Origin of the sequence: Phytohalomonas tamaricis, from assembly GCF_003012345.1 — a bacterium.
Lineage (GTDB): Bacteria > Pseudomonadota > Gammaproteobacteria > Pseudomonadales > Halomonadaceae > Phytohalomonas > Phytohalomonas tamaricis.
Genome location: NZ_PVRV01000020.1, coordinates 311,004 through 323,447 on the forward strand (window position 1 = coordinate 311,004; position 12,444 = coordinate 323,447).

Sequence of the window (12,444 nt, forward strand, 5' to 3'; positions counted from 1 at the left end):
TTTTGGCAATGACATCATCACTGCGCTATATCACCCCGAAAAGGACGCCGCCAAAACCGAACAAGGCGACACAAAAACCAATGACGATTAGCAGACCGTCTTCGGCTGTCAGCCCCAAGCCCAGCAGAACCAGCGTCGAGGCCGGAATCGCGCCGGCAAAAGGGACTAGCTCCAGTGGAATCATCGACAAGCCCAGCAGGACAGCGATAAACGCAATCACTTTTTTAGCCGCTTCATGCGTAAGCCCCTTGAAACGAGGCTTCAGTAATTTATCCACCCATTTCGTAACTCGCTTAGCCTTACCCGTAAAACGTTTCAGCTTGTCACGGCTGAAGGAAACGTTACTGAGTTTTGAAGGCAACCATGGCGACTTGCGCCCGAAGATAAGTTGCACGGCAATCAACGCGATCAATATACCGCACGTGCTAGGCACACCAGGAATGGCACCAATAGGCGGTATAGCTGCAATTAATCCGGGGATAATCAAGAGCGGCCCAAAACCTCGGGCTTCAAAAATATCGATAACCTCACCGAGGGTCACCTTCTTTCCTTCGACACTATCTTCAAGCTGGTCAAGAAGGCTAGTCAGATTGGCACGCTCTCTACTCACAATTTATCCCTGATTAGTGTAGTTTTGTTGTCAATACGCTAGCGGCTATCTGCGCTCGGTTCCATACCAGTAGTATCAACACCTGCCCGTGATTCTGCTTCGACAAATATACGTTTCACATCAGGATAGGCCTGTTTGATGGCTCGATCGAGTTCAACAATCGAGTGCTCGATACGCTCGGCAGTAGTACTGCGGGCAAAACGGACACTTAGATTTACAAGAATGAAGTTGGGCCCCATGTGCATGGTCAACACTTCATTGACCTTCTCGACACCCTCGGCCTTGCCAGCAGAAGTACGGATACCTTCAACAACACGCTGGTTAGCACTTTCACCAATCAAAAGCCCTTTGGTTTCAATCGCCAGCCAGATGGCTGTTCCGCCGAGGATCAAGCCAATCACTACCGAAGCAAGGCCATCGAATAACGGATTACCTGTCCACTGGCTGAGAAAAACGCCCAGCAAGGCCACTAACAAGCCCAACAATGCTGCCGAGTCCTCAAACACTACGACAAACATGGAAGGATCTTTGGCACGATGAACCGCTTCGACATAACCCCATTTTCCCTTTGTCTTGCGAAACTGATTCAAGGCAAAGGCCCAGGAAGCCCCTTCGAACAGAATACCCAGTCCCAGAACAATGTAATTCACCAGGGGTGACGTTATCGGTTCGGGGTCAAGAATGTGTATCACACCTTCATAAAGTGACACCCCCGACCCAATGGCAAAGATCAACAGAGCCACCACGAAGCTCCAGAAGTAGACCTCCTTGCCATGGCCGAAAGGAAACTGTGGACTGGCAGGGCGTTTAGCGCGATGCATGCCCAATAACAGCAGCACCTGATTACCGGTATCCACAACGGAGTGAATACCTTCGGAAAGCATCGCGGAACTGCCCGTCATACCTGCAGCTACAAACTTCGTAACAGCTACAAGCAGGTTTCCGCCCATTGCCGCGAAAATAACGCCCTTGGACTCCGAGGCCATAAGATGTTCATCCTTGAAATTTTAAGTTTGGTTATATCCCTGAAGGCCAGCGTATCCATACGGTTCCTTCAGTCACGACGCGTATTCTTTAGCGATATCTGGTCATTCAATGTCCAGAAATCGTAGAGAATGCCTATTAAAAATAGACCACCTGTGAAGAGATAGATAACGCCTGTTATCCATTTCCCCATGTACATCCGATGCACTCCGAACAAGCCCAGGAAGGTAAGCAGTATCCAGGACACTGAATAGTCTGTGCTGCCGGCACGAAAGCGCAAATCGGCCTCACGATCCATGGAAGGAATAAGGAACAGGTCAATCAACCAGCCGATACCAAACAAGCCAAAGGTGAAAAACCAGATGGTTCCAGTCACGGGCTTACCATAATAAAAGCGGTGTGCCCCGGTGAAACCGAGTATCCACAGAATATATCCCATCAGCTTGCTATGGGTGTCATTAGAGACACTGATACTATCGCTCAAGAAAAGCTCTCCTAACCTCTAAACATACCGCTATGGGTGTTTTTACAAAGCGTAACCATAGCAACTGAAAGAATGATAATGGAGGCGGTCAACATAAAGCTCAAGCATGGTTGCGTTGCATGCCCAGTAAACCATCAATCTCTTCGAAGTTCTTTGCGTGTCGAAACCCTACCCTTTCATAAAGACGTCGAGCAGGATTATCAGCAAAGACTTTCAGATACATCGTCTCGACACCTTGATTCTGTTGGAGATTAATCCAGTCTTGTAATACCTGCATGCCCAAGCCTTGTCCACGATAGCTCTCGACAAGATGGAATTCTCGCAAGTAAGCAACGCGAGGCTCATTTTCCCAAGCAATTACCCCTACCGCGGTTTCATCACGCTCAATAATAGCTGCCGTCAGCTTGACCCACTGGCGCATAAATAACGTGGTATTGAAAACCATGCCGCGACGACGCCAATACGGTGACATCGTCTGACGAATTAATGTTCTAGCAAAAACAACATCATTCTCTTGCGTTGCCCACCGCCAATCTTTCGGCAGAATTATGTCATCCATAACACGCTCTATATTCATAGGCTTCTCAACAATACTGCCGCTTTTGATTGTTCACTTTTCATTAAGCGCAACGAACAAGCGCGCTCATTGATGAATTTTTATTTAAAATACAGAAGGATTACTCTCTCCGGTATTGATCGCTCCGCGATGATGGGCTTTTCCAGACGCGTTATTTTTTAATTGGCATCAATAAATATTCAACTTTAGTCTATAAAACTGCATGGTTTGTCAGTATATTGATAACGCTTTGTCCATAGATAAAACCAAATATGTGCAGTATCGGCTTTTACCACATCAACATTCTAGACCTGCACTGCTTTTCGCTCTATGTTTGCTCTTGCCAGCATAGTACGTACACGCATGGGCGTCATAAATCACGTCGGACGACCCAAACTACGTGGCGAATGCTGCACGCGTAGGTTTGCAGGTAGAATGTCGTAAGTAGCGGTCGAATTTTCGATTTCCGAGCGTCATTCCCCAGTAAGCCCAACGCATTATCGGGCCTACGGCTCATCATTATTAGTTTGCAAGGAAATCGACATGGCAACTGGTACTGTCAAGTGGTTCAACGACACTAAAGGCTACGGCTTCATCTCTCCTGATGATGGTGGCGATGACCTCTTCGCACATTTCTCCGAAATTCAGGCTGATGGCTTCAAGTCACTTCAGGACGGTCAGAAAGTGTCCTTTGAAGTAACTCAAGGCAAGAAAGGTCTTCAGGCCGCAAATATCAAACTCGTCAACTAATTCCAGAATGCGTTGATGACGTAAAAGCCCGCCTTGGAGCGGGCTTTTCTATGACTATTATCTTAATAACTTATTTAGTTTTTACTCATATTTTAGATATACAAAAGCCCCTTATAATTAATTATAAGAGGCTTGAATTGATTGTATAGCCTTGTACTTATTGCTGGCTGTCGCTCTTGCCACCCGTATTATTGGCAGGATTATTCATCTGTTCGGCGTGTTCAGCCCGGCTCATAGTATTGGAAGTGCCATTATTGGCACGTACATCATCTTCGGGCACCGATTGAGCCTCGCCTTCACTTACACTACCGCCTGCTGTCGCACTTGTCGTTGAACTCCCCGTCGAACCTTGAGAATTCTCTTCCATAGTGCCTGCCTGGGGATCAGCAGTACTTGCCCCCGCCGGTGATGTAGAGTCAGTGGTACCCGCACCAGCATTATTCATGTTTTGCGCGTTTTGATGGGCCTGCTTTGCCTGTTCAGCTGCGCCGTCAACTGTAGATTGCTCAGATTCCTGCTGCGTTGCACTTCCTGACGGTGCCTGCTCCTGCATATCGTCGGCATCATCGCCCCCGCAAGCGGACAATCCCAAACTCATCGCAACCATCAAACCAGAAATTGTCAGAATTTTTTTACTCATTCGCCACCTCCATGCTTAATGAGCTATCTGTACGAATCACTCTTTTCCTTAAATGCTAAATAACCGTAATGATTTAGCTCTCGCATGACTGTTAAACAATAATTGCCTCTATAAGCACACTAGCCAATGAAAGGTGATTAAGCGAATAAAGAAAGCCAGCGCTCAACAGTTATTGCCCAATATCTTCATACCATAGTTCAGGCTTTTCCTGGATGAACCGCGCCATAAGCTCCGTACACTCGGCACTGTGTATTACTTCCACCTCTACGCCCTTGCTGCGAAGGTGATCTTCGGCGCCCATGAAATTCTGGTTTTCACCTACCACTATTTTTTTGAAGCCATATAGCTCTATCGCTCCGGAGCACATCGGGCAGGGTGACAGCGTGGTATACAACACGCTCTCACGATAAACACTTGCGGCTAGACGGCCTGCATTTTCCAAGGCGTCAATCTCACCATGGAGAGTTGCACTGCCTTTTTGAACGCGGCGGTTATGCCCACGCCCGATAATCGAACCCTCATGGACGATGACCGAACCGATCGGGATGCCCCCTTCATCGAAGCTTTTCTGTGCTTGTTCAAAAGCTGCACGCATAAAATCATCCATGTCCTACTCCTGCTCGCTTATAAACCCAAAAAGAATGTATCGGATTAAATGTAATCCCTAGCTCAACAAGTCGCACGGCGACGGCAGCACAAGTGAAATTGCCCCAGGGATACATTCGATATGAATATGCTCGAATTCATGTTCTTCGCCGTCCAGATTAATCGGCAAAGGCTTATCGCTTTCAAAGTTGACCCAAGGCACCTGAAAATACCGTACGAAGCGGCCCTGCCCCTCCAACCGATCCAGCTCTCTGACGGCCTGTCCGATGTCAGCAAGACTAAACGCCTCGACTACCATGACATCAAGCAGACCATCATTGATCTTGGCATGAGGCGTCAACTCCTGCCCGCCACCGGCCTGACGACCATTGCCTATCGCCAAGACGATCAGAGAGCATGACTGCTTGATATCGGTTAGCTCTAAACGTCCCGAAAACGGTTGGAAGCGCCAGGCATGCATGGCACCCACTAATGAGTAAGCGCCACCTCCTAGCAACTTCTTAAGGCCAGAGGGGGTCGAGGCGGTTACTTTGGCACCGAATCCTCCTGAGGCCATATTGAGAAATGCGATGCCATTCAGGCAGCCCACATCGACACAATGCGCCTCGCCACTTATCGCCAGTTGCAATGCTTCACCCGGGTCGAGCGGGATCCCCGCGCTTCTAGCGAAATCGTTGGCCGTACCAAGGGGGATGATGCCTAATGTAGGACGGCGCTCAGGATCAAGCTTCAGCAGTCCATTAACAGCCTCATGTACGGTACCGTCTCCCCCGCCAACAACAATACGCTCGATACCGCTACCGTGCGTTTCTTCAATGAAACGAATCACGTCCCCGTCTTCCCAAGTAACCCTTACCTCAAGGTCTACGTCACCGTGACGAATACATTTTACCGCTTCACGGACTTCAGGTTCTCCAGCGGATTTACCGTTGAGAATAAGACGTATGGTCACGCGCCGCTTCCTCTTTGAAACATCATATGAAACAGGGAAACGAAAACGCGCTTCCAGTTTCCAAAAGTTTGCCTGTGTTAAGTGTAACGATACGTCATTGCCCGCTAAAAAACATTACCGGTCAGGGCAATGGTGCTTGATCAATGCAGCCAAGGCACCGCCCGGAACGACATTAATACGATCAAGTTTCAACCAGGCCATTAAGGGGATCAACAGACGTGCCAGCACCTCTGTAAGCCTTGTATCATCAACTCCATTCTCGGCATGCAGCGAAATAACCCTTAGCGTACGTGCCTGACGATCTGCCTTGAGATCAACACGGCCAACCAAGTTTTCTCCAGATAAAACCGGCAGGACATAATAGCCATAGCGACGCTTGGCAGCCGGCACATAGAACTCCAGACGGTAGTGAAAGTTGAACAGGCGCTCATTGCGCTGACGCTGCCAGACCAGCGAGTCAAAGGGTGACAACAGAGCTTCTGCATCGATCGACTTAGGTGATCGTGCCTCAGCGGCTAAGTAGCCCGCACTCGACCAGCCTTCAATCTCAACAGGCGTAAGCGCCCCGTCTTCGATCAGCTCATGAAGGCATCGTTTGGCTTCACACGCCGAAAGACGAAAATAGTCACGCAAATCGAGTTCGCTCGCGACACCTAACGCTTTACTGGCATGACGCATCAGTTCGCGTTGGGCCGTAGCCTCATCATGCGGTTTAGCCGCCAGTACATGCTGTGGCAAGACCCGCTCGGTAAGCTCATAGACCCGCTCGAATCCGCGCCGATACGCAGTCGTCACTCGTCCGGCCCAGAACAGATATTCCAGCGCCCGCTTACCGTCGCTCCATCCCCACCAACTGCCGCGCCCTGGCCCACCCGAGCTCAGCTCACGTGCCGACAATGGGCCTCGCCTTACAAGTTCATCAAATACTGACTCGATATAATCGCCTCTTTCCTCAGCGAAACGGGCCAGCCGGCTGTAAATACCCTCTCCGCGCGCCGCACGCTCCATCCGCCAGCGCAACAGGGGGAAGAACTCAACGGGAATAAGTGAGGCTTCATGCCCCCAGTATTCAAATAAACGGCGATTTTCGCCGTAAGCGAGATGATCGATAAGTTCGGTAGCATAAGGCCCTAACCGAGCCATCAACGGCAGATAATGCGAACGCACCAGCACGTTGACCGAGTCGATCTGCACCAGCTTGATATGAGCGAATGCCTGCTCAACCGCACGCTCATCGACGGCAGCCGGAGGCGGATTGGCGAATCCCTGCGCCGCCAGCGCAATACGCCGCGCCTCGGCCTGGGAAAGACTATGGGTAGGAAAAATCATGAATCAAGCGTAGCACCTCACCCCGAGACGGGCGCCAGGCGGAAGCCGGCCAAACCTTCCAGTGTTATCAGCCGTTTGCTTAGCCGCGTCAAATTGTCACGATGATACGTACGCAGCATCATTTGATATTCAAAGGTCTCGGAACTGTGGCTCATGTGATAGCTCATGCTCATGATCTTGAAGTCATGCTCTGCCATCAATGTGCGCACAAAGGCTTCGTCCGGTACCTGCTGATTGGGGAAACGCAGCGTGTGCGTGGCAAATACCTGGCTATGCATATGCGCTTCGATCTGCCGAAACAGCGCCAGAGTTATCAAAGTGACGATCGTGCTCAACACCGCGGGAAACCAAAAGCCTACGCCGTAGAGGATGCCAATCGAGGCGGTCATCCAGATTGACGCAGCCGTAGTCAGCCCGCGTACCGACAACCCTTCCTTTAAGATAACCCCTGCACCTAAAAAGCCGATCCCGGTCATGATGCCCTGAGCCACACGCGTCGGGTCGGTCCTTATCGTCTCCACCGGGACATCATTACCCAGCCATTGCCATTGATACGTCATCACCAATGACAATAACGCTGAAGACACACAAACCAACGCATGAGTACGAAAGCCAGCCGGCCGGCCATGGAAACTACGCTCCAACCCGATCAAGCTACCGGCCACCCATGCGGCCGCCAGATGAATGACAATCATGACATTTTCGCTATCTAAAAGTGTATCCATTCGGCGTCACTATCCTTGTTCAAATCGCAGTTATCTCGACCTAACGCAATGATCTTTCGTTTATTAGATTAGCGCGTTTCAATCGTGACTACAGATATGTCGGCCTGTGCCATTAGCGACCGGATCTCGTCATGGCTGTAAACCTAATTGTTAAAAATTGGTTGACAGCAAGCATCCACGCAGTAAGGTCATGAACTATCAACCTTGAACTATTAAAAAGTTAACAGGACGCTCATGACCACTATTCGCCATGACTGGACGCGCGAGGAAATCAACGCACTGCTAGCGCTACCCTTCAATGATTTATTATTTCGCGCTCAGAGTGTGCATCGTCAGCATTTCGATCCTAACGCCGTCCAGGTTTCGACCCTCTTATCGATCAAGACCGGCGCGTGCCCGGAGGACTGCAAGTACTGTCCTCAATCAGGCCACTACAACACCGGGCTCGAAAAGGAGAAGTTGCTCAAGGTTGAACGCGTGCTGGAGGAAGCAGTCAAGGCCAAGCAGGTCGGCGCAACGCGTTTCTGTATGGGAGCGGCCTGGAAGTATCCCAGTACCAAGGACATGCCCTACGTGATAGAGATGATCAAAGGCGTCAAGGCACTGGGGCTCGAAACCTGCATGACATTAGGTAAGCTCAGCGAGACGCAAAGCCGTGCGCTGGCCGAAGCCGGGCTCGACTACTACAACCACAACCTCGACACTTCACCGGAATACTACGGCGAAATCATCACCACCCGCACCTATGCCGACCGGCTCGAAACACTGGCCCACGTACGCGACGCCGGCATGAAAATCTGTTGCGGCGGCATCCTCGGCATGGGCGAGTCGGCCGACGATCGCGCCGGATTGCTCCACCAGCTCGCTACCCTGCCCGAGCACCCCGAGAGCGTGCCAATCAACATGCTGATCCGCATCAAGGGCACGCCGCTGGAACATGTCGACGACATCGACCCGATCGAATTCATCCGCACTCTCGCCGCAGCGCGCATTCTGATGCCGGGATCTCACGTGCGTCTGGCGGCGGGTCGCGAGGACATGAGCGATGAGATGCAGGCGCTGGCCTTCTTCGCCGGCGCTAACTCTATCTTCTACGGCGAACGCCTGTTGACGGCAGATAACCCACAGGCCGCACACGACCGCGCCCTGTTCGAGCGTCTCGGCCTGCACCCCGAGACCCGCGAGGATTTTGACGACGCCACCTATGCCGCTGCCATCGACCAGACCTTGGCCGAACAGCGCATGCCGGCGCTGGCCACTGATGCCACGATGCCGCACTGAACAATGATAATAGAAGAAAAACTGAGAGCCCGTCTGGACGGACGCCACGCGCGCCAACGCTACCGCCAGCGCCGTTTGCTGCAAACGCCGCAGGCGCCGTGCTGTCGTATCGATGGTCGTGACGTGCTCGCTTTCTGCAGTAACGACTATCTCGGCTTGGCTGCTGATCCACGTCTGGCCGAGGCATTAGCCGAAGGCGCGCGCCGCTTCGGCGTCGGCGGTGGAGCATCGCACGTGGTTAACGGCCACAGCGAGGCCCATGAGCGGCTGGAACATGCCTTGGCCGAGCTGACCGGACGTTCACGGGCACTTTTATTTTCGAGTGGCTATCAGGCCAATCTAGGCGCGATCGGTGCGTTGGTTGAACGCGGCGACCGAGTACTGCATGACCGTCTCAATCACGCCTCGCTGCTCGATGGCGCACAGCTGGCTGGCGCTCGCTTCGCCCGCTATCGCCATGGCGACGCAGCCCATCTTGCAACGCTGCTGACCAACAGCAGCGACGACAAAACGACGTTGGTGGTTAGCGATGGCGTATTCAGCATGGATGGTGATATTGCCCCGCTAGCCGCGCTCAGCGACGCCTGCCGCTGCCACCAAGCTGACTTGATGATCGATGACGCGCACGGCCTCGGCGTGCTCGGCGACCACGGTGGCGGCAGCCTCGAACAGGCCGGCCTCGATCAAAATGACGTCCCAGTGCTGGTCGGCACGCTCGGCAAGGCGTTAGGCACTCAGGGCGCGTTCGTGGCCGGTAGCGACACGTTGATTGAAGGGTTGATTCAATTCGCGCGCCCCTACGTTTATACCACCAGCCTGTCGCCGGCATTGGCCTGGGCAACGCTTGTAAGCCTTGAGATCGTCCGTCAGGAGCCTGGGCGACGCCATCATTTACACGATTTGATCGCCTATTTCAGACGCGGCGCGCATCACCTCGGCCTACCACTGATGACATCACCCACGCCAATCCAGCCGCTACTCATTGGCCATGACGCTGCCATGCTGACGCTGGCCCGGGCGTTGGAAGGCGACGGTATCCTGGTCGGTGCAATACGGCCACCGACCGTACCCGAGGGCAGCGCACGTTTACGCATCTCGCTTTCCAGCGCCCACACTTATGCTGATATCGATCGATTGCTTGATGTCTTGGTGATGCACTGGCATCGCCTGATGACTAATGGCGAAATTTATCCGCACTCATTGTCTTCGACCGATCAGGAAATCTCATGAATGAACGCCTGATTTTGCTTCCCGGCTGGGCGCTGGGCTGCCCACCGCTTGAACCATTGATCAACGACTTGCGTACGCAGGCACCGTGGCTTGACGTCGAATGTCATGCCTATCCGCCGCTCACTACCAGTAACGTTTCGACCTGGCTTGCCACCCTTGATGATGCCCTGCCCGACGACGTCTGGCTCGGCGGCTGGTCGTTGGGCGGCATGCTCGCTACGGCGCTTGCAGCGCGCCGGGGTTCACGCGCTCGCGGGCTGGTTGCGCTCGGGGTCAATGCCAGTTTCGTTGCCCAACCACGCTGGGTAAGCGCGATGGTACGCGAGACGTTCGACTCGTTTACGTCAAGCTTCGCCCATACACCGCAGGCAACGCTCAAGCGCTTTGCATTGCTGACTGCCCAGGGCGGTCATGATGGCCGCCACCTCGGCAAGCGCCTGTTCGCTGCGCTGCTCAACACACCGTTCGACCAGGCCTCGGCGAGCCTGGCGCTGCTCGGCAAGCTGGAACTGCTTGATGCGATCGCCACGATCACCCAGCCACAGTGCTATCTCTTCGGTGAGCACGACATGCTGGTGCCCGCCACCTCCCGTGATGCCATTGCAGCACTGCTCGGTTCAGCAGGGGAAACACATTTGATTGATGACAGCGGTCACGGCTTCCCTATCGAGCGCAGCGCCGAAACGGCCGGTTTGATTGTCGACTTCATTACCCGTCACCGCCAAGTATCGAACTTACCTGCGACGGGCAGACCATGAACGGCATCATCAGTGTCGACAAACGCCGCGTCGCGGCATCTTTCTCGCGCGCGGCGACGACTTATGACGATGCCGCCCACCTGCAGCGCACCATCGGCCATGCCCTCATGGAGCGGCTGCCGGTCGGACTCGCTCCCGCACGCGTGCTCGATGTCGGTTGCGGCACAGGCTACTTTACCCGTCAACTGGCCGAACGTTTTCCCGGTGCTGCCATGTTGGGGCTCGATCTGGCCCATGGCATGTTGACTCACGCGCGCCAGCATACTTCCGAAGCGACGACATGGCTGCAGGGCGACGCCGAACGCCTGCCGCTCGCAGCCGAAAGCATGGGGCTAGTTTTCTCAAGTCTGGCCGTGCAGTGGTGCGCGGGACTGGATGTATTTCTTGCCGAAGCAGCCCGCGTGCTGCGGCCTGGCGGCTGGCTGGCGTTCACCACGCTGGGCGATGGCACACTGCATGAATTAAAAGCGCTGTGGCAAGATATCGACCCATTCGTACACGTCAATGAGTTCCTGAGCCGTGAGACGATCGAGGCGAGCGTGGCATGCTCATCACTAACGCCTGTGATGCACCAATACCAGCGCCATGTCATTCATCACGCCACGCCTGAGGCGATGATGCGTGAGCTGAAAGCGATCGGCGCTCACAACATCAACGCCGGCCGCACGCCCGGCCTGACCGGACGCCAGCGGCTGATGTGCCTGCGTAAAGGCTACGAACCGCTTCGCACCCCGGCCGGACTGCCCACGACTTATCACGCCTGCTACCTGTTATTAAAAAAACCGCTGAAACCTTCACCATGACTTCACATGTTTTCTTTATTACCGGAACCGACACCGATGCTGGCAAGACCCGCATCGCCTGTGCGTTACTCCATGCTGCTCGCATACGTAGCCTAACCACCGCTGCCGGCAAGCCGGTCGCCTCCGGCAGCGCCGTAACGCCTGCAGGTCTGCGCAACGATGACGCCCTTGCGCTGCAGGCTGAATGTCACCCCGCGCTCGATTACGCCGCGCTCAACCCCATCGCTCTCGCCCCCGCTATCGCCCCGCATCTCGCTGCCAGAGAAGCTGGGGTGGCGCTGACGGTAGAGAATCTCTCCGTCCAGATGCGCACCTTAATGGACCATCAAAGAGACTTCACCCTGATCGAAGGCGCTGGCGGTTGGCGTGTGCCGCTCAACGATACCGAGTCGCTGTCCGATCTCGCCAATGTTCTGAAGCTGCCGGTCATTCTGGTTGTCGGTGTGCGGCTTGGCTGCCTGAACCACGCGCGGCTGACAGCCGAGGCGATCGCGCATGACGGCCTCGAACTGGCCGGCTGGGTAGGCAACGTGATCGAGCCGCATACCGCGCGTCTCGATGACAATCTGGCTTCGCTCGATCACTGGTTACCGGCACCGTGCCTCGGCGTCGTGCCCCACTTACCAGCGCCGGCGTCTGACGCCATCGCATCCTATCTGACACTCGATGTGCTACTGGGCGAGAACCGTACTACCACGACGCTCACGGAGAAATCATGACGACCAATGCCCATTGG

At 53.9% G+C, this 12,444-nt stretch carries 15 protein-coding genes; 6 read left to right on the forward strand and 9 right to left on the reverse strand.

The features are described 5' to 3' along the window. Positions 1-25: 25 nt before the first annotated feature. The 4 genes from C3Z11_RS06950 to C3Z11_RS06965 all read right to left on the reverse strand — a co-directional run bounded on the left by C3Z11_RS06950 (position 26) and on the right by C3Z11_RS06965 (position 2,637). Positions 26-610, reverse strand: coding sequence for an exopolysaccharide biosynthesis protein (locus C3Z11_RS06950; RefSeq protein WP_106477227.1), 585 nt, complete (start codon positions 608-610; stop codon positions 26-28). A gap of 38 nt (positions 611-648) precedes the next feature. Next, positions 649-1,596, reverse strand: coding sequence for a cation diffusion facilitator family transporter (locus C3Z11_RS06955; protein ID WP_106477228.1), 948 nt, complete (start codon positions 1,594-1,596; stop codon positions 649-651). 68 nt (positions 1,597-1,664) lie between these two features. Beyond that, positions 1,665-2,033, reverse strand: a complete 369-nt coding sequence (locus C3Z11_RS06960; protein ID WP_106477742.1) for an NINE protein — start codon at positions 2,031-2,033, stop codon at positions 1,665-1,667. Between the two features lie 145 nt (positions 2,034-2,178). Then, positions 2,179-2,637 carry a GNAT family N-acetyltransferase gene (locus C3Z11_RS06965; RefSeq protein ID WP_158700940.1) on the reverse strand — a complete coding sequence of 153 codons (459 nt, stop codon included), beginning with the start codon at positions 2,635-2,637 and terminating at the stop codon, positions 2,179-2,181. Between the two features lie 540 nt (positions 2,638-3,177). Between C3Z11_RS06965 and C3Z11_RS06970 the strand changes: the two genes are divergently transcribed. Next, the gene (locus C3Z11_RS06970) at positions 3,178-3,384 is read left to right on the forward strand and encodes a cold-shock protein (RefSeq protein WP_106477230.1); all 207 of its coding nucleotides are present in this window, start codon (positions 3,178-3,180) and stop codon (positions 3,382-3,384) included. A gap of 157 nt (positions 3,385-3,541) precedes the next feature. On the opposite strand, the gene C3Z11_RS06975 is transcribed toward C3Z11_RS06970, so the two are convergent. From C3Z11_RS06975 to C3Z11_RS06995, 5 genes are all read right to left on the reverse strand, one after another. Further along, positions 3,542-4,024 carry a hypothetical protein gene (locus C3Z11_RS06975; protein ID WP_106477231.1) on the reverse strand — a complete coding sequence of 161 codons (483 nt, stop codon included), beginning with the start codon at positions 4,022-4,024 and terminating at the stop codon, positions 3,542-3,544. A gap of 169 nt (positions 4,025-4,193) precedes the next feature. Next, positions 4,194-4,631: a nucleoside deaminase gene (locus C3Z11_RS06980; protein WP_106477232.1), complete on the reverse strand. Its 438-nt coding sequence runs from the start codon at positions 4,629-4,631 to the stop codon at positions 4,194-4,196. 57 nt (positions 4,632-4,688) lie between these two features. Further along, entirely contained in the window at positions 4,689-5,582 is an 894-nt protein-coding gene (yegS, locus tag C3Z11_RS06985; RefSeq protein WP_262927281.1) for a lipid kinase YegS, read from the reverse strand. Positions 5,583-5,696: 114 nt separating this feature from the next. Beyond that, on the reverse strand, positions 5,697-6,911 hold the full coding sequence (locus C3Z11_RS06990; protein WP_106477233.1) for a winged helix-turn-helix domain-containing protein: 1,215 nt from the start codon (positions 6,909-6,911) through the stop codon (positions 5,697-5,699). A gap of 17 nt (positions 6,912-6,928) precedes the next feature. Then, a complete protein-coding gene (locus C3Z11_RS06995) occupies positions 6,929-7,636 on the reverse strand; it encodes an MgtC/SapB family protein (RefSeq protein WP_106477234.1) in 708 nt (235 codons plus the stop codon). A 234-nt stretch (positions 7,637-7,870) separates the two neighbouring features. Between C3Z11_RS06995 and bioB the strand changes: the two genes are divergently transcribed. The 5 genes from bioB to bioD are packed head-to-tail and all read left to right on the forward strand — an operon-like array spanning position 7,871 to position 12,427. After that, on the forward strand, positions 7,871-8,917 hold the full coding sequence (gene bioB / locus C3Z11_RS07000) for a biotin synthase BioB (RefSeq protein ID WP_106477235.1): 1,047 nt from the start codon (positions 7,871-7,873) through the stop codon (positions 8,915-8,917). 3 nt (positions 8,918-8,920) lie between these two features. After that, entirely contained in the window at positions 8,921-10,147 is a 1,227-nt protein-coding gene (gene bioF, locus C3Z11_RS07005) for an 8-amino-7-oxononanoate synthase (RefSeq protein ID WP_106477236.1), read from the forward strand. Beyond that, a complete protein-coding gene (locus C3Z11_RS07010) occupies positions 10,144-10,905 on the forward strand; it encodes an alpha/beta fold hydrolase (RefSeq protein WP_106477237.1) in 762 nt (253 codons plus the stop codon). Before bioF ends, C3Z11_RS07010 begins: the two co-directional genes overlap by 4 nt. Beyond that, positions 10,902-11,708 carry a malonyl-ACP O-methyltransferase BioC gene (bioC, locus tag C3Z11_RS07015; RefSeq protein ID WP_106477238.1) on the forward strand — a complete coding sequence of 269 codons (807 nt, stop codon included), beginning with the start codon at positions 10,902-10,904 and terminating at the stop codon, positions 11,706-11,708. The genes C3Z11_RS07010 and bioC overlap by 4 nt, the downstream gene beginning before the upstream one ends. After that, positions 11,705-12,427 carry a dethiobiotin synthase gene (bioD, locus tag C3Z11_RS07020; RefSeq protein ID WP_106477239.1) on the forward strand — a complete coding sequence of 241 codons (723 nt, stop codon included), beginning with the start codon at positions 11,705-11,707 and terminating at the stop codon, positions 12,425-12,427. Before bioC ends, bioD begins: the two co-directional genes overlap by 4 nt. Positions 12,428-12,444 lie beyond the last annotated feature (17 nt).